The organism is Streptomyces sp. CA-111067, assembly GCF_050956065.1.
Classification (GTDB): Bacteria; Actinomycetota; Actinomycetes; order Streptomycetales; family Streptomycetaceae; genus Actinacidiphila.
Genome location: NZ_CP192103.1, coordinates 2182110 through 2207271 on the forward strand (window position 1 = coordinate 2182110; position 25162 = coordinate 2207271).

24 protein-coding genes and 1 tRNA gene are annotated in these 25162 nt (G+C 72.3%); 10 read left to right on the forward strand and 15 right to left on the reverse strand.

Annotated features, from left to right (window positions below; genetic code table 11):
- Nucleotides 1–88: 88 nt before the first annotated feature.
- Nucleotides 89–961 (reverse strand): SDR family oxidoreductase, encoded by an 873-nt coding sequence (locus ACQPW6_RS09475; RefSeq protein ID WP_433889114.1) that lies wholly within the window; start codon nt 959–961, stop codon nt 89–91.
- A gap of 312 nt (nt 962–1273) precedes the next feature.
- On the opposite strand from ACQPW6_RS09475, the gene ACQPW6_RS09480 reads away from it, so the two are divergent.
- The 3 genes from ACQPW6_RS09480 (at nt 1274) to ACQPW6_RS09490 (ending at nt 3404) form a co-directional block, all read left to right on the forward strand.
- Nucleotides 1274–2128, forward strand: a complete 855-nt coding sequence (locus ACQPW6_RS09480; protein ID WP_433894478.1) for a helix-turn-helix transcriptional regulator — start codon at nt 1274–1276, stop codon at nt 2126–2128.
- Between the two features lie 212 nt (nt 2129–2340).
- Nucleotides 2341–3195, forward strand: coding sequence for a helix-turn-helix domain-containing protein (locus ACQPW6_RS09485; protein WP_433889115.1), 855 nt, complete (start codon nt 2341–2343; stop codon nt 3193–3195).
- Nucleotides 3196–3224: 29 nt separating this feature from the next.
- On the forward strand, nt 3225–3404 hold the full coding sequence (locus ACQPW6_RS09490) for a DUF397 domain-containing protein (RefSeq protein WP_433889116.1): 180 nt from the start codon (nt 3225–3227) through the stop codon (nt 3402–3404).
- A gap of 144 nt (nt 3405–3548) precedes the next feature.
- Here ACQPW6_RS09490 and ACQPW6_RS09495 read toward each other — a convergent pair whose 3' ends face one another.
- The 3 genes from ACQPW6_RS09495 to ACQPW6_RS09505 form a co-directional block, all read right to left on the reverse strand.
- Nucleotides 3549–4418 carry a hypothetical protein gene (locus tag ACQPW6_RS09495; RefSeq protein ID WP_433889117.1) on the reverse strand — a complete coding sequence of 290 codons (870 nt, stop codon included), beginning with the start codon at nt 4416–4418 and terminating at the stop codon, nt 3549–3551.
- A 100-nt stretch (nt 4419–4518) separates the two neighbouring features.
- A complete protein-coding gene (locus ACQPW6_RS09500) occupies nt 4519–5406 on the reverse strand; it encodes a hypothetical protein (RefSeq protein ID WP_433889118.1) in 888 nt (295 codons plus the stop codon).
- Between the two features lie 311 nt (nt 5407–5717).
- Nucleotides 5718–7781, reverse strand: a complete 2064-nt coding sequence (locus ACQPW6_RS09505) for a DHA2 family efflux MFS transporter permease subunit (protein WP_433889119.1) — start codon at nt 7779–7781, stop codon at nt 5718–5720.
- 323 nt (nt 7782–8104) lie between these two features.
- On the opposite strand from ACQPW6_RS09505, the gene ACQPW6_RS09510 reads away from it, so the two are divergent.
- The 4 genes from ACQPW6_RS09510 (at nt 8105) to ACQPW6_RS09525 (ending at nt 11110) form a co-directional block, all read left to right on the forward strand.
- Nucleotides 8105–9067, forward strand: coding sequence for a peptidoglycan-binding domain-containing protein (locus tag ACQPW6_RS09510; protein ID WP_433889120.1), 963 nt, complete (start codon nt 8105–8107; stop codon nt 9065–9067).
- A gap of 358 nt (nt 9068–9425) precedes the next feature.
- A complete protein-coding gene (locus tag ACQPW6_RS09515) occupies nt 9426–9938 on the forward strand; it encodes a hypothetical protein (protein ID WP_433889121.1) in 513 nt (170 codons plus the stop codon).
- Nucleotides 9939–10037: 99 nt separating this feature from the next.
- Nucleotides 10038–10268: a hypothetical protein gene (locus ACQPW6_RS09520; protein WP_433889122.1), complete on the forward strand. Its 231-nt coding sequence runs from the start codon at nt 10038–10040 to the stop codon at nt 10266–10268.
- A 188-nt stretch (nt 10269–10456) separates the two neighbouring features.
- Nucleotides 10457–11110, forward strand: a complete 654-nt coding sequence (locus tag ACQPW6_RS09525) for an HAD-IA family hydrolase (RefSeq protein WP_433889123.1) — start codon at nt 10457–10459, stop codon at nt 11108–11110.
- 34 nt (nt 11111–11144) lie between these two features.
- Here the strand turns inward: ACQPW6_RS09525 and ACQPW6_RS09530 are convergent, their stop codons facing one another.
- Nucleotides 11145–11726 carry a TMEM165/GDT1 family protein gene (locus tag ACQPW6_RS09530; RefSeq protein WP_433889124.1) on the reverse strand — a complete coding sequence of 194 codons (582 nt, stop codon included), beginning with the start codon at nt 11724–11726 and terminating at the stop codon, nt 11145–11147.
- Between the two features lie 632 nt (nt 11727–12358).
- On the opposite strand from ACQPW6_RS09530, the gene ACQPW6_RS09535 reads away from it, so the two are divergent.
- A complete protein-coding gene (locus tag ACQPW6_RS09535; RefSeq protein ID WP_433889125.1) occupies nt 12359–13039 on the forward strand; it encodes a DedA family protein in 681 nt (226 codons plus the stop codon).
- 36 nt (nt 13040–13075) lie between these two features.
- On the opposite strand, the gene ACQPW6_RS09540 is transcribed toward ACQPW6_RS09535, so the two are convergent.
- Nucleotides 13076–13261 (reverse strand): hypothetical protein, encoded by a 186-nt coding sequence (locus ACQPW6_RS09540; protein ID WP_433889126.1) that lies wholly within the window; start codon nt 13259–13261, stop codon nt 13076–13078.
- A 261-nt stretch (nt 13262–13522) separates the two neighbouring features.
- On the opposite strand from ACQPW6_RS09540, the gene ACQPW6_RS09545 reads away from it, so the two are divergent.
- A complete protein-coding gene (locus ACQPW6_RS09545) occupies nt 13523–14944 on the forward strand; it encodes a family 2B encapsulin nanocompartment shell protein (protein WP_433889127.1) in 1422 nt (473 codons plus the stop codon).
- A 138-nt stretch (nt 14945–15082) separates the two neighbouring features.
- Here the strand turns inward: ACQPW6_RS09545 and ACQPW6_RS09550 are convergent, their stop codons facing one another.
- The 9 genes from ACQPW6_RS09550 to ACQPW6_RS09590 all read right to left on the reverse strand — a co-directional run bounded on the left by ACQPW6_RS09550 (nt 15083) and on the right by ACQPW6_RS09590 (nt 23723).
- Entirely contained in the window at nt 15083–15841 is a 759-nt protein-coding gene (locus tag ACQPW6_RS09550; RefSeq protein WP_433889128.1) for a DUF4239 domain-containing protein, read from the reverse strand.
- Between the two features lie 84 nt (nt 15842–15925).
- Nucleotides 15926–16081 (reverse strand): hypothetical protein, encoded by a 156-nt coding sequence (locus ACQPW6_RS09555; protein ID WP_433889129.1) that lies wholly within the window; start codon nt 16079–16081, stop codon nt 15926–15928.
- Between the two features lie 1074 nt (nt 16082–17155).
- On the reverse strand, nt 17156–17791 hold the full coding sequence (locus tag ACQPW6_RS09560; RefSeq protein WP_433889130.1) for a hypothetical protein: 636 nt from the start codon (nt 17789–17791) through the stop codon (nt 17156–17158).
- Between the two features lie 2 nt (nt 17792–17793).
- Nucleotides 17794–18813, reverse strand: a complete 1020-nt coding sequence (locus ACQPW6_RS09565) for an aldo/keto reductase (protein WP_433889131.1) — start codon at nt 18811–18813, stop codon at nt 17794–17796.
- A gap of 58 nt (nt 18814–18871) precedes the next feature.
- Complete coding sequence (locus ACQPW6_RS09570; RefSeq protein WP_433889132.1) at nt 18872–19726, reverse strand: carbohydrate ABC transporter permease; 855 nt, start codon at nt 19724–19726, stop codon at nt 18872–18874.
- Nucleotides 19727–19731: 5 nt separating this feature from the next.
- The gene (locus ACQPW6_RS09575) at nt 19732–20691 is read right to left on the reverse strand and encodes a carbohydrate ABC transporter permease (protein WP_433889133.1); all 960 of its coding nucleotides are present in this window, start codon (nt 20689–20691) and stop codon (nt 19732–19734) included.
- Nucleotides 20692–20695: 4 nt separating this feature from the next.
- A complete protein-coding gene (locus ACQPW6_RS09580; protein WP_433889134.1) occupies nt 20696–21970 on the reverse strand; it encodes an extracellular solute-binding protein in 1275 nt (424 codons plus the stop codon).
- 208 nt (nt 21971–22178) lie between these two features.
- Nucleotides 22179–23555 carry an ROK family protein gene (locus ACQPW6_RS09585; RefSeq protein ID WP_433889135.1) on the reverse strand — a complete coding sequence of 459 codons (1377 nt, stop codon included), beginning with the start codon at nt 23553–23555 and terminating at the stop codon, nt 22179–22181.
- Between the two features lie 96 nt (nt 23556–23651).
- Nucleotides 23652–23723 (reverse strand) — tRNA-Val (locus tag ACQPW6_RS09590).
- Between the two features lie 179 nt (nt 23724–23902).
- Between ACQPW6_RS09590 and ACQPW6_RS09595 the strand changes: the two genes are divergently transcribed.
- Nucleotides 23903–25144 carry a hypothetical protein gene (locus tag ACQPW6_RS09595; protein WP_433889136.1) on the forward strand — a complete coding sequence of 414 codons (1242 nt, stop codon included), beginning with the start codon at nt 23903–23905 and terminating at the stop codon, nt 25142–25144.
- Nucleotides 25145–25162: the final 18 nt, after the last annotated feature.

Below are 25162 nucleotides of genomic sequence, written 5' to 3' on the forward strand. Positions count from 1 at the left end.
GTTCGGCGGGCGGTTTGAACAAGGCGCAGGCGGGGGGCTCGGGCCGCGATCGGCCGCGCGCCCGGTCCGGGCGCCCCGGCGCCCGGTGTCAGCGGGCCGGGTCGACGGCGAACGAGGCGGGGCCGAGCTTGAGCGCGCCGAGCAGCGCGCGGTCCCGCACACCGGTGGGCAGCCGGCGGGCCACCCGCACCATCCGGGCGTCCGGGCCGACCAGGTAGCGGGTGCCGGGGCGGCGCGCGGTGAGCGCGTGGTGCACCGCCTTGACCGCCTGGTCCACCGGGCGCAGCTTGGTGGCGGCCACCGAGGCGGCGGCCGACTCCAGGGCGCGGGCGTAGGTCCGTTCCACCTCGGGGCCGCCGGCCAGTCCGTCGGCCTGCGCGGAGCGGGCGGCGCGGTCGAAGATCTCGGTCTCCATCGCGCCCGGCTCGACCAGGGCCACCTTGACGCCCTGGTGGTGCAACTCGATCCGCAGCGAGTCCGTCATCGAGGCGAGCGCGGCCTTGGACGCGGCGATCGGGCCGAAGAACGGCAGCGCGACCAGCGAGCTGAGCGCGCCGATGTTCACCACCCGGCCGTGGGCGGCCCGCAGCGCGGGCAGGAAGGCGCGGGTCACCGACATCAGGCCGATCACGTTCACCTCGAACTGCCGGCGCAGCGAGTCGTCCGGCACCTGCTCCCAGAAGCCCTGGACGATCAGGCCGGCGCTGTTGACCAGCCCGTCGAGTCGGCCGCCGACCTCCTGGGCGGCCTGCCGTACGCTCTCCTCGTCGGTGACGTCGAGCAGCACCGGGCGTACGTCGCCGGGCAGTGCGGCGAGCCGCTGGGCGTCGGGGGTCGTGCGGACCGCCGCGTGGACCGTCCAGCCCTCGGCGGCGAGCCGGCTGGCGACGGCGTTGCCGAGGCCGCCGGTCGCGCCGGTGACGAGAACGGATTTGGCCGCGGGGGTGGGAGTGTGCGCCACGGAACGTGCCCTTCGAGCGAGGCGCCCGCAGGGGGCGCGCTTCGGAAGTGATCTCCTTCCACCCTCCGGCCGCGCGTGGCGGGAGTGAAGAGTGCCCGTTTTACTGGTGCTGGTGACACCAGCATCGGGGCGGGCCGGCCCTGGCACGGCCCGCACGGGTGTGCCGCCCGCACTCGGCACGGCGCGGCGGCCCGCAGCGGGGCGCCGCGGCGGCCGGCCCGTGGACCCTTGACCGTAGTGACCCACCAGAAACCGCCAACTACCGCCGGTTAGGGTTGGTTATCGGCACAGAAGCGCACCAGGAGGCTCCAGCTGAGCGAGCACAGCCGCAGGGAACTCGGCACCTTCCTCCGTTCCCGCCGCGAGCGCGCCGACCCGTCCGCGGTGGCGGCCGGGCTGCCGCCGGGCGGGCGGCGGCGGACGCCGGGGCTGCGCCGCGAGGAGGTCTCGCTGCTCTCCGGGGTCAGCGTCACCTGGTACACCTGGCTGGAGCAGGGCCGGGACATCAACGTCTCGCCGCAGATCCTGCTGGCGCTGGCCCGGGCGCTGGCGCTGGACGACACCGAGCGCGCCCATTTGTTCCGGCTCGCCGCGGCGGAGCCGCCGCCGCCCGCGCGCACGCCCGGCAGCGCGCCGGTCAGTCCGCTGCTGCGGGCGTTCCTGGACGCCCAACTGCCCAACCCCGCCTTCGTGATCGACCGCTGCTTCGACATCCTGGCCTGGAACGACGCCGAGCGGGCACTCACCGAGGGCGTGAACCTGGACCGGCCGCGCGCCGAACTGAACGTGCTGTGGCTGATGTTCACCGAACCGCTGGTGAAGACGCTGTTCGACGACTGGGACGGCGAGGCGCGCTGGCTGGTGGCGATGCTGCGCGGGCAGGCCGCCTACGAGCTGGACAACCCGCGGTTCGGCGAGCTCACCGAGGCGCTGCACAGGGCGAGTCCGCTGTTCCGCGAGCTGTGGGCGGCACACGACGTGGAGGCGTTCCGGTCATCCACCCGGCGCTTCCACCACCCGGTGGTCGGCACGCTCGACCTGAACTACGTGCGGCTGGCGGTGGACGACGACCCCGGGCGCAGCGTCGTCGTGCACTTCCCCGAGGCGGGTTCGGTGACCGAGGAGCGGCTCCGGCGGCTGTGTCCGGCGGCCCGTCCGGCCCGGTAGGACCCGGTCGGCCGGCGGCCGGACGGCCTGTACCGCCTACCCGATCAACAGCCCTCCCAGCCAAGGGAGTTGACTGTCCGGTAGCAGACCTGACCACGACGTTATGGGGCAATACTGCCCCTCTGCAACCTTGTCTCCGAAATTTCCAGAAACGATCTGGACCCCGCGTGAGCGGAACGGCAGACTCTGAACCATCATCAAGAAGGGACACCATGCCGCTCAGAAGCACCGCAACCGCCCGCCAGGAGCGCCTCGGTGCGGAGCTACGGAAACTGCGGGAGGCCGCCGGCATCACCGCCCGCGACACGGCACGGCTGCTGGGCACCGACCCGGCGAAGGTGAGCCACATCGAGGCGGGGCGGCTCGGCGTCAGCGAGGAGCGTTTACGGCGGCTCGCGGCGTTCTACGACTGCGGGGACGCCGTCCTGATCGACGCACTGGTCACCATGGCCAACGGCCAGGGCCGCAAAGGCTGGTGGGAGACCTACCGGGGAGTGGTGCCCGGGCCGCTGCTCGACGTGGCGGAGCTGGAGCACCACGCGGCGGGGCTGCGGACCATCCAGATCACCCACATCCCGGGGGTGTTCCAGACCCAGGACTACACCCGCACGGTGTTCGGCTACGCGATACCGCCGCTGCCCGACAACGAGTTGGAGGCCCGGGTCGCCCACCGGATGGAGCGCTCAGGGGTGCTGTACCGGGACGCGCCGCCGCCGTACCACGTGCTCATCCACGAGGCGGCGCTGCGCATGCAGTTCGGCGGGCCCAAGGTGACCAGGCCGCAGCTGGAGCACCTGCAGGAGCTGAGCCACCTGCCGCACATAAGCGTCCGGGTGGTGCCGTTCGCGGCGGACGGGCACATCGGCTCCGGGCACGCGATGCTCTACGCCAGCGGGCCGGTCCGCGCGCTCGACACCGTGCAGATCGACTCCGCGCACGGGGTCACCTTCCTGCACGCCGCGCCGCACCTGGCCAAGTACCGCATCGTGTACGACAACCTCGCCGTGGTGGCACTCGACGAGTCGCGGTCCAGGGATTTCATCCACGGCGTCGCGCAAGCCCTCTGAGACCTCGAAAACCCGGAAGGGCCTCCCCCATGACCGCGCCCCAGAGCTGGCAGAAGTCCACGTACTCGCAGGAAGGGGGCGAGTGCGTGGAACTGGCCGCCACGGACCGGGGCGCGGTCCTGATCAGGGAGAGTGACGAGCCGGGGATCGTGCTGATCACGACGCCCCGGGCGCTGGCGCGGTTTCTCGAGGCGATCAAGGAGAGTTGAACGGGGCCTCGGGCGGCCGGTGTTCGGGGTCGCGGCGGTGGGCGGCGTTCGCGGGCGGGCCTTCGCAGTTCGCGGTTCGCGGACAGACGGACGTGGCGGGCGGCGTGATCCGCCACCCGCCACGTACGGCCGGTGCCATGGGCGTCAGATGTTCAGCAACTGCCGGGCCATGTCCCGGTAGTGGGTGAGCGCGACGCGCAACTCCTCGGTGTCACCGGTGGAGTTGTCGGCGGCGCTGTCGCCGTGCCAGCTCTTGCGCAGCGCGCTGCGGCGCTCTTCGAGCAGCCGGGTCAGCCGGGTGGCGGTCTCCTCCAGTACGGCGTCCGCCTCGCGGACCGCGCGCTTGGGGTCGTCCACGAAGCCGCCGACGGCGGTGTCCATCCGGCGGGTGAGCCGGTCCACCTCCTGGCTGTCGCCGGCGCCGAGGCCGCCGGTCTTGTCGGCGGCGGGGGTGGAGCCGGAGGTGCTACCGGCCGGCCTGGTGGCGAACGGTGAGGCGCCGCCGGAGGAGGCCGGCTTGTCCACCAGGGTCGTCGTCGGGTCGCTGCGGTCGCCCTCACGGGTGGAGCGGTCCGTGCGGTCGCTGCGGTCCGGGCCGGGGGCGGAGCGGTCCGGCGTGGTCACCGACCGGTCGGTGCGATCGCTGTGGTCCTTGCGGTCCTTGCGGGCCTCGCGGTCGGACTCGGACGTGACGGCCGAGGCGTCGGCCGCCGGACGGGCGGCGGTGCGGTCCGTGCCGGTGCTTCCGCTCCCGGTTCCGGTGCCGCTGCTTGCGCTGCCGGCCGTACCGGCCTTGTTCCCGCTGCTCGCGGCCGGGTCGGGGAACACATTCCGGGAGTCCGGCGTGACGGCCGGGTCGCTCGTGGGGGCCGTGACCCGGTCCCGGTCCGTTGCCCGGTCCCGGTCCGGGGTCGCCGGGGTGCCGGTGTCCCGGTCGCTGCCGGTCTTGGCGTCGGTCTTGCTGCTGCCGCGGGCCTCGCGAGCCTCGTCGGTTCGGCTGTCGCTGCGTTCCATCGTCATCATCTCCTGGCGCGCTGTGCGCGCTTCACGTTCGCGGGACGGCGTCTGCGCCTGCTGCCACCTGATCGTCGTGCGACCTGCACCTGCCGGCGGCTCAACGGTCCTCGTCGGGGTGGTGGTTGCGGCGGCTGCCGGTCAGTCCGGCCAGCCGGTCGCCGAGCGGACGGTGCCGCTCGCTGCCGGACGCGTCGCGCCCGTCGGACGCCGCGGGCTCGACCGGCTCGTCGGGATCGTCGGACTCGGCCGCGTCCGGAGCCCTGACCGGCCTGGCCGGAGCGGCGGGCTCGTCGGCCTGGGCCGGCACCCGGCCGGTGGCCTTCTCGTCCTCGGCGTCCCGCTCGTTGTCGGCCGACTCCTGCGGGGTGACCGGGCGGGTGGTCAACTCCTTGTCGCCCTGCGGGGATTCGTCCGCGCCGCCGCCGTTCTCGATCAGCTCGGTGAACAGGCTGCGGGCGGAAAGCATCGCCTGCCGCAGGTCCTCGGTCGCGTGCACACCGGTGCCCGTGCTGCCGCCGTGCTCCGCCAGTGCGTGCGTCTGCCGGTAGCCCTGTACCTGGTGGGGGTGGTGGACGGACAGCGCGTCGAAGTGCTCGGGCGAGTCGGAACCGGGGAAGCCGCGTTCGGCCGCGAGATCGGCCAGCAGCCGGTCCGCGCCGGACACCGCGCGCCCGGGCTCGTCGACGAATCGCGCCTGGAGTTCGGCCCAGCGGTTGTTGTACCGCTCGCGGCCCTGGCCGGAGACCGGCCGCAGTTCGAGGTCGCCGTACCGCTTCACCCGCTCGCCCAGCTCGTGCCGGGTGGCCTTCTCGTCCCCGTCGTGCCGCTGCAACGTGCGGTCGTACTCGGGCCCGAACCGCCGCTTGAGGCGCATTCCGGATCCCATGCCCGCCGCGCCACCGCCGCGCCGCATCACCAGGGCCGCGACGACCGCGATCACCACCAGCACTACGACGATCACGACGACTGTCGCTGTTGTGGACATGACTTGCCTCCCGTTCTCTACGGGTCCTCTACGAGTTGGTCAGGGCCGAAGGACTCTCTGACCGCTCGGCTTGCCACGGAACGGCAGCCCAAACACCCGCCGGGGCGCGGCGGGTGACAACGGCCGAAGACGGACGGGGGCGACGGGCTCACGACGCCCCCGCGTCAACGGGCTTGGCAGGGGTTCGGTGCGGGGCCGGTTCTGGTTTGGTCGAGACCGGTTCGACACCGGGGCGATGGCGGTTCCCGGGCCGGGTCCTCGGGCCGGCATCCCGGGCCGGGTGCTCGGGCGCGGTTCCCGGGCCGGGGTGCTCAGTCGGCGATCTGAGCCCGCACCGAGCCGGTACGCGGACGGTGTTCTGGCCGGTCGCTGTCGCCGCCGCACAACTCGCCGCTCAACTTCGACACCAGCGCGGCCAGTTCGGCGTGCTTGGCCGGGTCCCAGTCGCCGAGCAGCTCGGCCAGCACCCCGCGCCGGGCCTCGGCGAGCCGGCCGGCCAGCGCGTGCCCGGACTCGGTCAGCACCAGCGGGATGCCGTCGCGTACGGCGTAACCGCGGGTCTCCGACTCGACGGCCGCCTCCTCGATCACCTCGGACGGCACCGTGGTCTTCCGGGCCAGCTCCACCGGGTCGACCGCGCCCTGGTGGGACATCCGCAGCAGCAGCCAGCTGGTGCCCGGGTGGATGTCGAGGCCGGCCAGCGCGGTGATCCGCACGTAGAGGTCGCGACGGGCCTCGCGACTGCCGAGCAGCGACAGGCAGCGGGCGATCTCGTCGAGCGAGGACCGCTCCACGGGGTTGGTGGCGACGGTCTCGGCGGCGTCCGGCACGGTGACCGAGCCGCGCAGCGGCTGCTCCTTGAGGAACCAGGCCAGCACGAAGGCGACCAGCGCGATCGGCACCGCCCACAGGAAGACGGAGGTGATCGACGTCGAGTAGGCGTGTCTGACCAGGTCCCGCACGGCGGCCGGGAGGTTGCCGACGGCCTTGGGGTCGGACTGGAAGGCCGCGGGATTCAGGCCGGCCGGCAGCGACTTGCCGGCGAAGGCCGAACTCAGCTTGTCGGAGAGCTGGTTGGCGAAGATCGTGCCGAAGATGGAGACGCCGAAGGAGGCGCCGATCGAGCGGAAGAAGGTGGCGCCCGAAGTTGCCACGCCCAGGTCCTCGTAGCCGACCGAGTTCTGCACGGCGAGCACCAGGACCTGCATCACCAGGCCGAGGCCGAGGCCGAAGACCAGGAAGTACAGGCTCATCACCCAGGTGCTGGTGGACTCGTCGAGCTGGTGCAGCAGCACCAGGCCGACGGTGATGACGGCGGTGCCGAGGATCGGGAAGACCTTGTAGCGGCCGGTACGGCTGACGATCTGGCCGGATCCGGTCGACGACAGCAGCATGCCGATGACCATCGGGATCATGTGCACGCCGGACAGGGTCGGCGAGTAGCCGTGCACGACCTGGAGGAAGGTCGGCAGGTAGGTCATGGTGCCGAACATCGCGAAGCCGATGATGAACGAGATCATCGAGCAGAGCAGGAACGTGCGGTTGCGGAACAGCCGCAGCGGCAGCACCGGTTCCTGCGCCCGGCGCTCGATCCCGATGAAGGCGGCGATCAGCAGCACGCCGGCGACCGCGAGGCCGATGATGCCGGGCGAGGACCACGGCCAGGTGACGCCGCCGAGCGAGGTGACCAGCACCAGGCAGGTCGCGGCGGCGGCGATCGCCGCCATGCCGAGGTAGTCGATCCGGTGCGCGGTGCGGCGGACCGGGATGTGCAGCACGGCGGCGATCACGACCAGCGCGATCAGGCCGATCGGCAGGTTGATGTAGAACACCCAGCGCCAGGAGAGCTGTTCGGTGAACACCCCGCCGAGCAGCGGGCCGAGCACGCTGCTGGCGCCGAACACCCCGCCGAACACGCCCTGGTAGCGGCCCCGGTCGCGGGGCGGCACGATGTCGCCGACGATCGCCATCGACAGCACGATCAACCCGCCGCCGCCCAGGCCCTGGAGTGCCCGGAAGGCGATCAACTCGCCCATGTTCTGGGCGATTCCGCACAGCGCGGAGCCGACCAGGAACAGCACGATGACCGACTGGTACAGCCGTTTGCGGCCGTACATGTCGCCGAGTTTGCCCCACAGCGGGGTGGCGGCGGTGGAGGCCAGCAGGTAGGCGGTCACCACCCAGGACAGGTGGTCGATGCCGCCGAGTTCGCTGACGATCGTGGGCAGCGCGGTGGAGACGATGGTCTGGTCGAGGGCGGCGAGCAGCATGCCGAGGGCGAGCGCGCCGATCGCGATCCGGACCTGTCGGCGGTCCTGGTGCGCGCCGGGCTCCGCCGCCGCCGGACCTGCCGCGGTGCTGGTGTCCTGCGCCATGGCATCGGCTCCTCGCGTCGGCACCCGGACGATCAGTTCCTCATATTCTCATCATTTGTCCGTTATGACCCGCGAAGATCGGCCACCAGTGCACGGCAGTGGCTGTGCGGGGCGCCTCCGGCTCGGCATAATCGCTGGGACGTCGCTGCGAACGCGTGAGCGACGCCGGGGAGGGGAACCCAGTGGCACCGCAGCAGCCGATACGGCCTGTCCGGCCGTCCGGACCAGCACCGTATGAGGCCGACGGCACGGGTGTGCCTGGTGAGGTGCATGGGGCGACCGAGACGGAACCGGGCACCGGGGTCCGGGCCTGGGCGACTGCCATGGACGCGAACGAGGCGGGTGAGGTCCGGGCCGCCGAGCGGGCCGCGCACCGGGCCGCCGCGGTGGCCGCGGCCGAGGGCTTCCACCCGCTGCGGGTGCGGCCGTACGTGGCCGAGCCCGACGAGGAGGCGGCGGCCGGCGCCGCGGACGGCGGCGACGATCCGGCGACCGCCGATCTCGGGCTCTTCCCGGCGCTGTACTCGGCGGTGGAGTACGCGCCCGACGAGGCGCCCGCGCCGGCCGGGCCCACCGAGCACGTGGCCCGCGGGCGGCACCGGCGGCGCAGGCGCAGGATCGTGGTGGCGGCGACGGCGGTCGCGGCGTCGGCGCTGGCCGCGAGCGCGGTGGCGGTCAGCGGGCACATGGGGAGCGACGAGCAGACCGGGGTGGACGTGGCGCTGCCCGACCAGGCCGCGTCGATGCCCGAGGTGACGCTGCCGGCGGACGCGACGCAGGGCACGGGTTCGCATGGCGCGGCCCTCACGCACGACGCCGACCGGTCGTCCCCGGTCCGCCACACGTCGGGCCCGACCCGGCCGGTGACGACCTCGACGCCGACCTCCACTCCCCCGTCGGCTCCCGTGACGCCGGCGCCGCCCGCGGCAGGCCCGACCGCCCCGGCCGCCCCGGCCGCCACCCCGCCGCCGGCGACGGCCACGGCGCCCACACCGACGGAGACCGCCACGGCGACGACGGACGCGGGCACGCCGACGTACACGCCGTCCGACGCGGCCGCCTCCCCGGCGCAGGTCCTGAGCCTGGGCGACCGGGGCGCGGCGGTGGCCGACCTCCAGCAGCGCCTGACCCATGTGTGGGTCTACCACGGGCGCGCGGACGGGGATTTCGACCACCAGGTGCAGGAGGCGGTGGCCATGTTCCAGGTCTGGTACGGCGTCTCCGGCGACCCGATGGGCGTCTACGGCCCCCACACCCGCGCAGCTCTGGACCGCGCGGCGCACTAACGACCCCGCGAGCCCCGCCCCCGGCCTCGCTTCGGCTGAGCGCGCCCACGCGGCGCCAGCCGCGAATCGGAAACACCCCCGCGCCCCTTCGGGGTACGTCCCGGGCCGCGCCCATGCTTTTAGGGGCGCGGGGAACTGCGCCACCAGCCACAGCGGGCCCGCACCTGACTACGGCGAACGGGGACCCGGGCCCCGGAGGGGCGCGGGGAACTGCGCGACAAGCCCCCACCGGCCCGCGGGCCGGGGACGACGGCAACCGTCCTCCGGGGCCGTCAGCGCGTAGCGGCATCGTAGGGTTGGGCGGGTGGAACGGGAGAGATTCGGGGTCGGGGAGTTTCAGCTCGTCTTGCTGCGCCGGATGGCGGACCATCATCCCGAGCTCGTCGACGACGCCCTGCGCGCTCTCGGCGCCACGCATACGGAGATGCGCGAAGCCAACCGCCGGTGGCAGGCCCGGGTGCGGTCGCGGAGCTTTCCCGGGGGCGTCAGGCGGTATCTGATCACGCTCGGGGCGCCCGAGGCGGAGCGGGAGCAGCGGGTCGGGGACCAGCTCTTCCGCGCGCTGCTGTGGGCCGTCCCGCTCTGGCCGGATCTCCGGTTCGAAGTGCTGTGCGCCCCGGGCGGCGGCTCCGTCTGGAACGAGTGGCTGGTCCGCGCCCCCGGCGCGCCCGCCCCCGTGCTGCGTACCACCGCCGACCTCACGCCCTGGTCCTGCACCGTGGACGACGCCGCCCGCGCGTTCCCGCCGGCCCGGCCGCTGCCCGCCGACGCCCCGACCCGTTCCCGGCTCGCGCTGACCGGTCCCGACGGCGAGCGGATCATCGCGCGGTTCACCTGGGGCCTGTTGCAGGACGTCCTCCCTGAGGCGTAGTGCGACGCCCGCGCACGGGCCCTGCGGCCGATGCCCACCGCCGCCGCACCGTCCGACAATGGCCGCGCACGTCACGCGCACCGTTCGACGGGGAGTGAGATGGCCAACCGAATCACCCGGCAGCCCCGGGTCCTGCTACTTCTGCTGATCCTGCCGCTGGCAGCCCTGCTGCGGCTGTTCCGCCGCCGCAAAGCGGCCGGCGGCGGACCCTCCGGCGGCCCGCCGTCCGCCGGTGTCCGCGAGCCGCGCCGTCCGCGCCCCGGCCCGCCGGCCGCCGCGATGGCCGCCGCCGAGCCCGGCTCACCGGAAGACACCGACCGAACCACCTGAAAGTCCGGAAATCCGGCAAAGCTCGCAAAGTGAACAAAGGGAAACGTCAGGTGAACCCTGGACGACCAGGCTGGCGTCCAGCCTCCCCGTTTTGTATCGTGTGGGAACAAAGTGGCTCCGCCCGCTTCCCTGACCGGCGGGCGGAGCCACTGGCTTAATCCACCCGACGTTTCCAGGGAGCCGCACTGATGCCGTCCGAGTTCACCGCCCGCGCCCTGCTGCTGGACATGGACGGCACGCTCGTCAACTCCGACGCCGTCGTCGAACGCGTCTGGCGCCGCTGGGCGATACGGCAGGGCCTGGACTCCGACGAGGTGCTGCGCGTCGTACACGGGCGGCAGGGGCACGCCACGATGGCAGCGCTGCTGCCCGACCGCCCGATGGCGCAGAACTACGCGGAGAACGCGGTGATGCTCGCCGAGGAGACCGCGGACATCGACGGGATCGTGCCGGTGGCCGGCGCCCCGGCGTTCCTGGCCGCGCTGGACGGGCGCCCGCACGCGCTGGTGACGTCGGCGAGCGAGGGCCTGGCGGTGGCCAGGATGGCCGCGGCCGGGCTGCCGCTGCCGCGGGTGCGGGTCACCGCGGAGCGGGTCAGCGCGAGCAAGCCGGATCCCGAGGGGTTCTTGAAGGGTGCGGCGGAGTTGGGCTTCGCTCCTGAGGACTGCGTGGTGTTCGAGGACGCGGAGGTGGGGATCGCGGCGGGGCGCTCCGCGGGGATGCGGGTGGTCGGGGTCGGGGCGCGGGCTGCGGCGCACGCGCCTACCGTTCATGTGGAGTCGCTTGAGCACGTGCGCGTGCGGGTCGCCGAGGACGGCGGGTTCCTGATCAGCGTCAACTGAGCGGCGGCGCCCCGCCGCCCGGGCCCCGGCCCTCTCAGCCCGCCAGCGCCTCGTACAGGCTGAAGCCTGCCAGCACCACCATCACCGCCGCCGCGATCTTCGTGATCAGGGAGAGCGGGACCCGCTTCATCAGCATGCGGCCGCCGAAGATGCCCAGCGCGCCGACCGCCCACAGGCCGAGCACCGCGCCGATGCCGACCGAGACCGGGTTGTCGTAGCGGGCCGCGAGGTTGGCGGTCATGATCTGGGTGAGGTCGCCGAACTCGGCGACCAGGATGAGCATGAAGCCGGTGCCCGCCACCTTCCAGAAGCTCTGGTCGGCCGGTTCGCGCACCTCTTCGTCGTCATCGCCCTTGGACAGCAGCAGCATCACCGCGCCGGCCAGGAACAGCACGCCCACCACGCCCTGCACCCAGCGGTGCGGCAGCAGGGTGAGCAGGCTGCCGGCCGCGATGGCGAGCGCCACATGGACGACGAAGGCGGCGGCCACCCCGCAGAAGACGTACGAGGCGCGGTAGCGGGTGCCGAGCATCAGCCCGGCGAGGGCGGTCTTGTCGGGAAGTTCGGCCAGGAAGATCACGCCGAAGACGACGGCGATGACGGTCAGGCTGAGCACGGATCGGATCCTCAATCGGTCGGGCACGCCGTACCGGTGGATCCGCGGGGAGCGGGGTCGCTTCGGCACGGCAGCGTCGGAACACTGCGGCCGAAGGTCTCGCTGGCGGGTCGCGTGCTGTGTGAGCCACGCCGTACCCGCCTCCGGGCGCCGGCCGGGATCCCGCGTGTCGCGTGCGGTCCCAGCGGTATGTCGGCGTTCCGGCGAAGAGCTACTCCCCTTCTGCTGCCGACCAGCCTACCCGAGACCCGCGTCGACCAGCCAGGACGCCCCTGGACCGGGCGGTCGGCGGACGGTGGCGGGGCCGGTGCCAGGGTCACGATTGGGCGCACGGCGTTACCCTGGGGTCTGAGGGCGGCGACCCCGCCCTGACATGCGCAAACGCGGCGGAACCGGTGTCCGTCGATCTATTCCCGTCGTGATGATGCCGTGATTGTCTGGTACGTCACGCGCCCTGACCGGGACCGGCCGCGCCCCCTGGCGTACGCTGTACGGCTGACGGCCGATGAAGATCAGCGGCCGTCGGAGCCGGATCATCCACAGGCCGTTCACCGGCCCGAAACAGCACTTGGCAGCACGTAGAACCAGCACGGCACGGGTAGGAATCAGTCGAGGCAGGACGAGGAGGCGCGGTGCTGCAAGGGCTCGGCTCCCTCTTCGAGTGGCCGTGGATCTACCTGCTGGTGGCGCTTTCCGTGCTGCTCGACGTGTTCCTGCCGGTGCTGCCCAGCGGGGTGCTGGTGATCAGCGCCGCCACCGCGGGTTCCAGCGGCGCCGGCGACAGCATGCTCGACGTGTTCGCGCTGCTGGTCTGCGCGGCCGTCGCCTCGTGCGTCGGCGACATACTGGCCTACCGGCTGGCCTGGCGCGGCGGCGAGTGGTTCGACCGCCGGATCTCGTCCTCGCGCCGGATGTCCGGCGCGCACGAACGGCTCGGCCAGGTGCTCAGCAGCGGCGGCGGCGCCCTGGTGGTGCTGGCCCGGTTCGCGCCGGCCGGCCGCAGCGTGGTCAGCCTCGGCGCGGGCGCGGCCCGCCGCCGGCCGCGGGAGTTCGTGCCGTGGTCCGCACTGGCCGGGGTGTGCTGGGCGACCTACAGCGTGGGCCTGGGCTGGGTCGGCGGGAAGTGGCTGGGCGCGAGCTGGCTCGGCACCCTGATGTCGTTCATCGCCCTGCTGGGCGCGGGCGCCTTCGCCGCGTACGTCTTCCGCCGCGAGCGCAGGATCGCGATCGAGGCCGCGTACGCGGCGATGCCGCTGACGATTCCGCCGCAGGGCACCCAGCCCGACCGCGGCACGGTCGTCGAGGCCCTGTAGCGCTGCTAAGCCGTCACGCTGTCACCCGGGCCGGACTCACCGGCGGCGACGGCGCGGTCTCGACGGCGACCAGCCGGAGCCGACGCCGGCCATGTGCAGGGCCACGAAGAACAGGCCGGCCACCATCAGGCTGAACGGCGTGAAGGCCGCATCCGTGCTGGTGTTCGTGACGTTGATCAGATACGCGATGGCGAAGATGATGGCGCCCACAGCGGCAAGCATGTGAACCTCCCTGACTGCGCGGCCCCACAGGGCCCCGGTGCCGGAACAGGGCGCCGACCGGCGCCCTCGGTCACCGGTTGCCCCCGAACTCGCCGATGACGCACATGGGTTCGAAGCGCGGGCCGGCACGCGGCCCCTTGCGGCGCCGACGTGCCAATTACCGTAAATCCGGAAAGTATTCTCACTCGATCCGGCAATAGTCAGTACCGACCGTCACCGAGAGAATGGGCGCGTATCACCCCCTTACGGGAAGGACAGCCCATGTCGGTTGATGCCGGCCAGGACGCGGCACTCGGCAATCCGCAGAACGACGAGGCTCATACGAGTCTCGACACGGCCGCCGCCAGGAACCTGGCGACCACCACCAAGTCCGCGCCGCAGATGCAGGGCATTTCGTCCCGCTGGCTGCTGCGCGTCCTGCCGTGGGTGCAGGTCAACGCCGGTACGTACCGGGTGAACCGCCGGCTGAGCTATGCGGTCGGCGACGGCCGGGTCACCTTCGTCAAGACGGGCTCGGACGTCCGGGTCATCCCGCAGGAGCTCGGCGAGCTGGCCGCGCTGCGGTCGTTCGACGACGCCGGGGCGCTGTCCGCGCTGGCGGACCGGTTCGTGCAGCGCGAGTACGAACCCGGTCAACTGCTGGTGGAGACCGGGCAGTCGGCCGACACGGTGTTCCTGATCGCGCACGGCAAGGTCGAGCAGCTCGGCGAGGGCGACTACGGGGAGCAGACCCGGCTCGGAGTGCTCGCCGACGGCGCGCACTTCGGCGAGCAGGCGCTGATCAGCGACGAGGCGCGGTGGGAGTTCACCGCGCGGGCCGCCACCGCCACCACCGTACTGGCCCTCCCCCGGCAGGCACTTGAGCAGCTGCTCGGCCAGACCGCCGCGCTGCGCGAGCACCTGGCGGCGTACAGCGCGATCCCGCACCAGCGGACGAACAAGCGCGGTGAGGCCGCGATCGAGCTGGCCTCGGGCCACCACGGGGAGGCGGCGCTGCCGGCCACCTATGTGGACTACGAGGTCAAGCCGCGCGAATACGAACTCAGCGTCGCGCAGACCGTGCTGCGGGTCCACAGCCGGGTCGCCGACCTCTACAACGAGCCGATGAACCAGACCGAGCAGCAGCTCAAGCTCACCGTGGAGGCACTGCGGGAGCGGCAGGAGCACGAGCTGATCAACAACCCGGAGTTCGGGCTGCTGAACAACGCCGACTACGACCAGCGGATCCAGCCGCACGCCGGACCGCCGCTGCCCGACGACCTGGACGAGCTGATCAGCCGCCGCCGCGGCACCCGCTACCTGCTCGCCCACCCCAAGGCCATCGCCGCCTTCGGCCGCGAGTGCACCCGGGCCGGCCTCTACCCGGACCCGGTGGAGGTCAACGGCCACACCGTGCCCGGCTGGCGGGGCGTGCCGATCCTCAGTTGCAACAAGATCCCGGTCAGCACCGCCCGGACCAGCTCGATCATCGCCATCCGTACCGGCGAGGACAACCAGGGCGTCATCGGCCTCAACCAGACCGGCCTGCCGGACGAGTACGAGCCCGGGCTCAACGTCCGCTTCATGGGCATCGACGAGAAGGCGATCATCAGCTACCTGGTGAGTACGTACTTCTCGGCGGCCGTCCTGGTGCCGGACGCGCTGGGCGTGCTGGAGAACGTGAACGTGTCCAACTGGCACTGAGCGGACCGCCGTCGGGCCGCTGAGCCCGCCGGCGCCATGACGCTATGACAACGAGCGGCTCCCCTGCCCGTCCCACCGGGCAGGGGAGCCGCTTCTCGTCGTGCGGCGGGCCCGGCAGCGCCGGGCCCGCCGGCGAGGTCAGTGCCGCAGCACCAGATCGCGGAAGACGTCGGCGGAGACGGCGAGTCCGCTGCCGAACGGGTCGTCGAGGTCCCAGATCAGGAACAGCAGGAAGGCGACCAGCGCGCTGAACAGCCCTGCCAGCAGCAGTTCTTTGGGCGACCTGCGGATCTGCAGGGTGAAGATCAGCCCGACCGTGACGACCGCGCCGGTGATCAGGCCGAACCACACCACCCCGGGCATCGTCGAGCCGGCGCTCTGCCCGCGCGAGGCACGGGCCTGGTCGACCGCGGCGACCTCGTCCACCAGCGGCTGGTACGCCTGCGCCTCCAGATCCGACTTCGGCGCGTACTGCGTCACGTCGGTGCGGAGCTTGTCAAGCAGCGCGGTGCCCTTCGGTGACAGGTCGCCGTGGTCGCTCATGTACGGCCACTCCTTGTCGGCCACGAAGGCCGCGTAGGCGTCCGCGTCGGCGCGGATCTCGTCCCGGACGCCGGCCGGATAGACCTGCACCCGGGCCTTCACCTCGTGCAGCGCCTGCGCCTCGGACAGGACGTCGGCCTGGGCGCCGCCGCGGCCCTCCCAGACACCCGCGATGGCCAGGCCGAGCACGATCGCGTAGATCACCCCGATCATCATCGTCATGTACTCGATGACGTCCGGGGTCTGCGAGGGGTCGTCGTCATCGGAGATCCTGCGCTGCCTGACCACGACCACCGTGATGACCACCGCGCACACCGCGACCATGGCGATGAGCAGCGCCAACCACTGGGACATACCGAACTCCCCCTTGCTTGTTGCGTGTTACTTGTTGCGTGTTGCCTGTGACGTGTGACTGCCGGGCCGGCCGGCGCGGCGGCCTCAGCGGTTGCTCCTGCGTGACGAGCCGGAGCCGGGCTTGAGCACGGCGGCGGCCAGGAGTCCCGGCACGGTGGTGAGCAGCATCGTGGTCATCACCGAGCGGTGGTGCGGCTCCGGCGCGGCGACGGCCATCGGCGGCCGGGCCGGGAAGTGCACGGCCTTCGGCGGAGCCGGCGGCGCGGGCGCGGGTTCGGGTACCGGCGGGGGGCTCGGCCTCGGCACGGGCGGTGGCGGCGGCGCGGACGTCGGCGGGGCCGGTACGACGACGGGCGTGACGACGGGCGCGGCCACCGGGGCTGGGGCCGGTACGGGCTTGGGACTGGGTTTCGGTGCGGGCGTGGGTGTGGGCTCGGGCGGCACGACGACCGGCGGGGGCGTGGGAGTCGGGGTCGGGGTGGGAGTAGGCGTCGGAGTCGGCGTGGGGGTCGGTGTCGGCGTGGGTGTGGGTGTCGGGCAGGGCTTCGGCGGATGGTGGTGCCGGCACACCCAGACCCAGGGCCAGTGCGCGGGCCGGTGCTCACACCACGGCGGCCAGTGCGCCGGCCAGTCGACGATCGGCCAAGGAGCGGGCCGGTGCGGGGGCTTGGGCGGCGGACGGTGTACGGGCCGGTGCGAGGGCGCGGGCGGTGCGGGCCGGTGGTGCCTGCCGGGCGCGGGCGCGTGGACGACGGGTGCGGGTTTGGGCGTATGGGTGTGCGCGGGCTCGCGCGGATGGACGGGTGCGGGATCGGGCGCATGGACGGGTGCGGGCCTGGACGTGTGGACGGGTGCCGGCTTGGACGTGTGGACGGGTGCCGGCTTGGGCGCAGGGGTGTGCGCGGGCGTCGGCGCGGGTCTGCGGGAAGGCGCGTGCGTCGGTGACGGCGTTGGCGTCGGGGCCGCTGCCGTCGGCGAAGGCTCCGCTTGCGCGGGCTCCGTCGCCGTCGGCGCCGGCGACGCCTGCTCACGCCCCGGACCGCCCCTCCCGTGGCCGGGATGGCCGTCCGGGCAGCGCACCGCCCGGTGCGATCCCTCGACGGCAGGGCAGCGGGCCCGCGGTTCGGCGGCGGCGACCCCGCCGATTCCCCACGAACCCGCCGCCGTCACCACCACGACCAGCGCCGTCCATACGCGGACGCGTCTCCCCCAAGAAGTGCTCACGACATCATGGTCAGCAAGCTCTCGGGTGGCCGCGCCGGCTTTGATCTCCTATACGCCTAAAGGAGTTACTTATACGGTAAACCTACGACTTTACGTGCGAAAGGATCCAGCCGCCGGGGCGGCCACTTCCAGGCACGCGTAGTTCATCAGGCCGGTCCGCACGGTGTGCAGCGTCAGCACGTGCCGCCCGACCGGCAGCGCCGGGAACGGCACCTCCAGCGTGGCCCAGTGGTGCGCGTGCCGCCAGGGCACCTCGTCCGCCGGATCGGCGGCCACCGGCACCTCCACCACCTCGCCGACCGGGTCGTCGCCGACCGTCAGCGCGATGGCGCCGCCGCGCGGCGCGGTGTGCAGCAGCGTGGCGGTGAACGGGCCGGGCTCGGTGACCTCGACGGTGTACCGCAGCCAGTTGCCCGGTGCGGTCCAGCCGACGTAGAGCAGGCCCTGCTCCGGCTGCACCTGGTTGAACCGGTGGTCGTCGATGCCGCCGCCCTTGGTGTAGCTGATCCCGACGGCCTCCTCCGCGCGGAACTCGTTGAGGTGGCTGCCGTCGAGCGGGTTGAGTACGCCGCTGCCGTGGTTGTGGTCGGCGGCGTCGTGGAAGGCGACACCCTCGCCGCCCCGGTCGTAGCAGGCGAACATCAGCCGCCCGGGCAGCCGTTGCGGGTACACCCCGAACGGACGGCCCCGGTAGCCGGCCGGAGCACCGGCGGAGACGGCCCGCACGGCTACAGCTCCGTTCCGGCGGACTTGTCCAGCAGGGCGTCGATACGGGCGAGTTCGTCGTCTCCGAAGGGAGCCGCGGTGAGCGCGGCCAGGCTCTCGTCGAACTGCCCGGTGCTGCTGGCGCCGACGATCAGCGAGGTGACCCGGCGGTCGCGCAGCGCCCAGGCCAGCGCGGTCTGGGCGAGGGTGGCGCCGCGCTCGCCGGCCAGCGCGTCGAGCCCGCGCAGGGTCTCCAGCAGGTCGCCGTTCAGGACGTCGGGCCGAAGCGTCTCGCCGCGGGCCATCCGGGAGCCGGCCGGGGTGCCGTTGAGGTAGCGGCTGGTCAACAGGCCCTGTGCGAGCGGCGAGTAGGCCACGCAGCCGACGCCGTTGCGGCCGAGCAGGTCCAGCAGGCCCTGCTCGGGCGCGCGGTCGAGCATCGAGTAGCGCGGCTGGTGGGCGGCCAGCGGCACCCGCAGTTCGCGCAGCAACTCGATGGCCCTGGCGGTCTGTTCGGGGTCGTAGTTGGACACCCCCACGTACAGCGCCTTGCCGCGGGCCACCAGGTCGGCCAGCGCGGTGACGGTCTCCTCCAGCGGGGTGCCGGGGTCGGGCCGGTGCGAGTAGAAGATGTCCACGTAGTCGACGCCGAGCCGCCGCAGCGACTGGTCGAGGCTGGCCGTCAGGTACTTGCGGGAGCCCCATTCGCCGTACGGGCCGGGCCACATGAGGTAGCCGGCCTTGGAGGAGATCACCAACTCGTCGCGGTGCGGGGCCAGATCGCGGCGCAGGATCTCACCGAACGTCGACTCGGCCGAACCGGCGGGTATGCCGTAGTTGTTGGCCAGGTCGAAGTGGGTGACCCCGCGGTCGAAGGCGTGGGTGACGATCGACCGGTGCCGGTCCATCGGGCCGTCCTCGCCGAAGTTCTGCCACAGCCCGAGCGAGATCCCGGGCAGGAGCAGCCCGGTGGTGCCGAGCCTGCGGTAGTCCATGGTGTCGTACCGGGACTCGGCGGCGGTGAAGGTGCTGCTTGACTGCACTGGTCGGTGACCCTTCTCTGTCTTTCTGGTCTTGTTCTGAACTAGGAGGCGAGCGGCGCTATTTGACGCCCACCGACGCGATGCTCTGAGTGAAGTACCGCTGCAGGAAGACGAACACGAGCACGATCGGCGCGATGACGAGCACCGAGCCGGCCAGCAGCAGCCCGTACTGGGTGGCGATCTGGCCGGTGGAGTACAGCGACAGCGCGACCGGCAGGGTGTACATGTCCTGGCTCTGCGCGGCGACCAGCGGCCACAGGAAGTTGTTCCAGCTGCCGAGGAAGGTGAGGATGCCCAGGGTGGCCAGCGGCGGCCCGCACAGCGGCATCACGATCCGCGCCCAGATCCGCAGCTCGCCGGCACCGTCGATCCTGGCCGCCTCCAGCAGGGTGTCCGGGATCTGCGAGATGAACTGCCGCATCATGAACACCCCGAGCGGCGAGGTCAGGAACGGCAGGATCAGCGCCGCGTAGGTGTTGGTCAGGCCGAGCTTGGTGACCGTCACGAACAGCGGGACGAAGGTCACCACGCCCGGCACCATCAGGGTGATCATCACCAGTGTGAACACCAGCCGCTTGCCCGCGAAGTCGAACTTGGCCAGCGCGTAGCCGACCATCGAGCAGAACAGCAGGTTGCCGGCCACGGTGACCACCGCGACGATCACGCTGTTGAGGAAGAACCGGCCGAGGTCCAGCTTGTCGAACCAGGTGCCGTAGTTGCCGGTGGTCGGGTGCTGCGGAAGGAAGCCGGAGGGGTCGCGGAGTATCTCGCCCTGGGTCTTGAACGAGCCGAGCAGCATCCACAGGAACGGCATCAGGGTGATCAGCACCGCGACGAGCAGCGCGAGATAGGTGAGCAGCCGGCGCCGGGCGACCACCCGGTCCCACAGCGCGGGGCGTTCGATCGTCGTCATCGGTATCAGTCCTTGTTCCGCAGTGCCCGGAACATCACCATGCTCAGCAGGGCGATGGCCACGAAGAGCACGTAGCTGGCCGCCGAGGCGTAGGCGTAGTTGCCGAAGCCGAACTGGTTGAACGCGAAGTAGCTGACCGACAGCGTCGCGTCCAGCGGTCCGCCCTGGGTCATCACGAACGGCTCCTCGAAGAACTGCAGGTACCAGACCGACAGCAGGACGGAGCCGAACAGCAGCGTCGGCCGCATCAGCGGGATGGTGATCCGGGTGAACCGGCGGACCGGCCCGGCCCCGTCGATCAGTGCGGCCTCGGTGACCTCGGCGGGGATGGTCTGCAGCCCGGCGAGGAAGATCACCATGAGCGTGCCCATGTTGCGCCAGACACCCATCGCGATCATCGAAGGCATCGCCCAGGTGGTGCTGTTGAGCCAGTCGGGCCCGGAGATGCCGAACCAGCCCAGTACCGCGTTGAGCGGCCCGTCCGGCTGCAGGATGAACCGCCACACCACGGCCACGGCGACCACGCTGGTCACCACGGGGGTGTAGAAGCCCACCCGGAACGCGGTCCTGAACCGGGTGATGCCGCTGTTCAGCGCCACCGCGAGGATCAGCGCGATGCCCATGGTGAGCGGGATGCCGACCACCACGAAGTACGCGGTGTTGCGCAGCGAGTGCAGGAACTGCTCGTCGTGGAACAGCTTGGTGTACTGGTCGGTGCCGACGAAGTTCACCGCGAACGGCGTCTGCACGTCGGCGCTCTTGAAGTCGGTGAACGACATCACGAAGGACGACAGCAGCGGGATCAGCGTGAACGAGGCGAAGAGCAGCACGAAGGGCAGTGCGAACGCCCACGCGATGACGGTCTGCCGGCGCCGCAGGTGGCGCGGCGCACGGTTGCGGGCGGCCGGCTCCGCCCGGGCGCCGCGAGCGGCGAGCCGGGCGGAGCCGCCTGACATCAGAGCCATGCCGTCAGCCGCCGGTTCCGATGCTGTCGGCCGCGGACTGCGCGTCCTTCATGGCCTGCGCCGGATCCTTGCCGTTCTTCACCATCTGGTCGAGCTGCCGGCCGACGGCGTCCGCGACCTGGAGCCATGTGGCGTTCGCGGGCGGCGCGTTGGTGTCCTTGAGCTGCTCGCCGAAGACCGACAGCCGCTTGTCGTCGGCGATCGCCGGCTCCTGCCAGGCGCTCTGCACGGCCGGCAGCGCGCCGTCGATCTGGTACCACTGGGCCTGCACGTCGGGCTTGGACAGCCACTGGATGAGCTTCCACGCGGCGGCGCTGTTCTTGCTCTTCTTGAACACCACCAGGTCCGAGCCGCCGGCGAAGGACGTGCCGGACTTCTCCTTGGGCATGGTGGCGAGCGCGTACTTGTCCTTGAAGCCGGCCCCGCCGGCCTGGTCGAGCAGCTCCTGCTCGCCGGCGCCGGCCACCAGGATGCCCAACTTGCCGCTGACGAAGGCCGATTCGGCGGCCCCGGCGCCGGCTGACGGGTTCGGGTCTGCGATCTTCTCCTGGTAGAAGCTCTGGAAGTAGCGGTACGCGGCGACCGTCTCGGGGGTGTCGAAGGTCCACTTGGAGCCGTCGGGGCTGATGATCTGGGCGCCGTTGGACCAGGGGAAGATGAACGAGTTCTGCAGGTTCTGGTCCGGCGTGGTGGCCATCCGGATGCCGTACTTCGCGCCGCCCTTGGTCTGCATGCCCTTGGCGAGCTTCTTCAGGTCGTCCCAGGTCTTCGGCGGCCCGTCGAAGCCGGCCTCCTTGGCCAGGTCGGTGCGGTAGAACAGCACCCGGGTGTCGACCGCCCACGGGACGCCGACGGTCTTGCCGTCCACCTGGGCCGACTTGAGCGGGCCGGGGAAGTAGACGCCGGTGTCGGTACCGGACGGCACGGTCTCGAAGCCGTCGGTGATGCCGCCCATCAGGGTGGTGCCGACCTGGGCGATGTCGGGTGTGACGCCGCCGGCCTCGGCGGTGCGGAACTTGGCCGCCGCGTCCTGCCAGGGGATCGACGTGACGTCCACGGTGTAGCCGGGGTTCTCGGTCTCGAACTTCTTCAGCAGCTTGGGCAGGTTGTCGCCGTCGCTGCCCATCGCCCACATGGTGAGCTTCGCCTTGGCCGGGGCGGTGGCGTTCTGCCCGGTCGTCTGCGCTGTTCCGCCGCCGTCGTCACTCGACCGCCCGCACGCTGCCAGCAACGTGAAGGACAGAAGAGCTACGACGATCTTCACCTTCGGGTGTCTCACGGTGGTCCTTTGGTCGTGGCTGATCTGCACGTGAACGTGTCGGCGGACACCCTCTGTCCACAGTGCCCACACGTTACGAAGGGGTATTTATTAAAGGGTTTTCGATACCGTAGCCACGAGGACATCGCACGTCAACAGGTGATGCGGTGCGGGAGTTGTACGGGTGTTGTGACGCGCGGAGGGCGCCGGCCGGGGTCCGCGGAGGGGGTCAGCCGGCGTCGGCGGAGCGGGCGGCCGCGGGCCAGCGGTCGCTGTGCGAGGAGCCGAACAGCCGGCCCTCGACCTCGTTCAGCGCGCGCCGCACCCCGCCGAGCACGGTGGCCCGGTCGCCGAGCGCGGCGACCACCAACCGCGGTGCGGGGGCGGCCAGTTGACGGCGGAACAGCTCCACCGTCTGCTCTTCGAGGATCGGCATCAGCCGCTGCGCGGTGTGCACGGACAGCCCGCAGACGACGACGAGTTCGGGGTCGAGCAGGGTGGCCAGCATGGCCACCGGACGGGCCACGATCGCGCCGAGCCGGTCCACGATCTGCCGGGCCGCCGGGTCGCCTTCGTCGAACGCGGCGAAGACCATCTCGGCCGTCACCCGGTCGGGGTCTCCCCCGGCGAGCTCGGCGAGCCGGCCACCGGCACCCGCCGTGGCCGCCGTGCCCGCCGTGCCCGCGTCCTCAGCGTTCTCGCCGTCCGGGCCGGCCGCGAGGGCCTGCCCACCGGAACTCGCGGCCCTGACCGCCGGCTCACCGGCGCCCGCCGCCCTGACCGCCTCCGCGCCGAGCCGGGCCGCCTTGCCCGGGACGCCGCCCACCGGGCCCATGCCCGACAGCAGGTCGACCGCGGTCATCTCGCCCGCGATGCCGTTGCTGCCCCGTACCAGCCGGCCGTTGACGATCAGCCCGGCGCCGAAGCCGTTCTCGCACACGTCGAGCAGTACCGCGTCCTCCAGGCCCTGGGCGGCGCCCTGCCAGTGCTCGGCCATCATCGCGAGATTCGCGTCGTTCTCCGCGACCACCGGCCACGGCAGCGTCTCGGCCAGCTCCGCGACCACCCCGCGGGTGCCCGCCCGGTACTGGGCCGCGGTGGCCGGGGCGTAGCTCTGCGAGCGCACCGGGGCGGGGATGCTCACGCAGACCTGCCACACCGCCGACGGCTCGATCCCGGCCAGCGCGATCACGTCCTGCGCGAGCGCCGGGCCGTGCTCGGCCGCCTGCGAGCGCAGGCTCGGGTCGTTGTCCACCGGACGGGTCAACTCGCCGCAGACCCGGCCGGTCAGATCGGCCACCGCCGCCGTGACATGGCTTTCGCGCAGCTCAAGCGCCACCACGAAGCCGGCCCTGGGGTCGGTGCGGTAGCGGCGGGCGGGGCGGCCCGGCTGCGCGTCCTGCGCCGGGTCGCTCGACAGCTCCACCACCAGACCCTGGGCGATCAGCCAGTCGCAGGTGGTGTGGATGGTGGGCCGGGACAGCCCGGTCAGCGCCATCAGGTCGCCGGCCGTGCTGGACTCGCGGGCGCGCATGGCCTCGTACACCACGGCCGCGTTCATCCAGCGGATCTGCGCCGCCGAGGGAGTGCTCGCGCGTCTGGACACGTGGAGCCCTCCTGATTCCGGCATGCCCGGGCGGCCATGACTGCGGGACCGGGCCGGAACGGATCCGGCCCGGGCCGTCGGGCATCGCGCGAGGGGTGGGCGTGGACGGTTTCGAACCGCCGACATCCGCCTTGTAAGGGCGGCGCTCTACCACTGAGCTACACGCCCGGGTCACTACGACGACAAAGGTTACCCCGGTGGGGGGGCTGGTCGGCAATCACCACCGGGCGATCGGGGCGCGGGTGCACCGCGGAGCGTGTGTTCGGACCGGACCGTGTGTTCGGGGCGGCCGGGTGGGAGGATGGAGCGGACGGTGGTGGGCGGCGAATCAGCGGGAGAGAGTCACTGTGACGACGGCACGCTCGTGGTGGCGGCGCGGCGACAATCTGCGTGCGGACGCGCAGGCCGCGAAGGACGCGGCGGCGGAGGCCTTCTACGAGCTCGACACCGCGCAGCGCGACCTGGAGATCTCGATAGAGACGATCGCGGCGGTCGACGACTCCCCCGAGGCCCGCAGGGCGCTCGCCGGCTTCCGGGCGCTGGGCGAGCGGATCGACCAGGTCAGCGGCGCTTACATCGCCACCGTCGACGCGCACGACCTGGACCGGGACGAGCTGGACGCCACGGCGGCGGCCCGGGCCCGTACCGAGCTCACCAAGGCGAAGGACGAGCTGGACAAGGCGCGCGCCGAGCTGGAGCGGTTCGCCTCCGGCCTCGGGCCGCTGCTCGGCAAGGCCGAGACGCAGCTCGCCCGGCTGGCGCCCGCGGTGGAGCGGGCCAAGCAGTCGCTGCTCGCGGCCAGCAACGCGCTGGACGGGGTACGGGCGGCGGGCCTGAAGGCGGACGACCTGGCGGCCCGGCTGGCCGCGCTGGGCCCTGAGCTCACCAAGCTCAACGAGGGCGCCGCCAAGCACGGCGTCAAGGAGACCGTCCAGCGGGCCGACGAGGCGCGCCGCAAGGCGGAGGCGGTCAGGGCAGAGGCGGAGCGGCTGCCGCAGCAGGCGCAGGAGATCGACAAGCGGCTGGTGTCGCTGCGCACCCGGGTCCAGGCGCTCGGCAACCGGGCGGAAGGGGTGGCGCCGGTGCTCAGCGAGCTGCGCCGCGGCTTCTCGCTGGCCTGCTGGCAGGACCTCCAGCAGGTGCCCGAGCAGGCCGCGGAGGCGGTACGGCACGCCGAGGCCGAGCTCGCGGAGGCCCGCAGGGCGCGGGCCGACCAGCGGTGGGCGGACGCGACGGCGCGGCTGGCCGCGGTCCGGCAGGTGATGGACGACGTGGACGGCGCGGTGGGCGCCGCCGGGGAGCGGCTGCGGCGGCTCAACGAGGTGCGCAAGGATCCGCACGGCGAGGTGGAGAAGACCCGGTTCGTGATCCGGGACGCGCAGCGGCTGGCCATGCAGGGCCGGGCCACGCCGGAGCCGCGGCACGCCAGGCCGCTGGACGAGGCGGTCGCCCGGCTGGACCGGGCGCTCGCCGGGCTTGAGGGACGCCACCCCGACTACTGGGCTTTTCTGACCGAGACGGCGGCGGTTCGCGAGACGGCGAACCGGGTCGTGGCGAACATCCGGGAGGACCGGGCGGCGGGGCGCTAGGCGCTTCGCCCTCGCCGC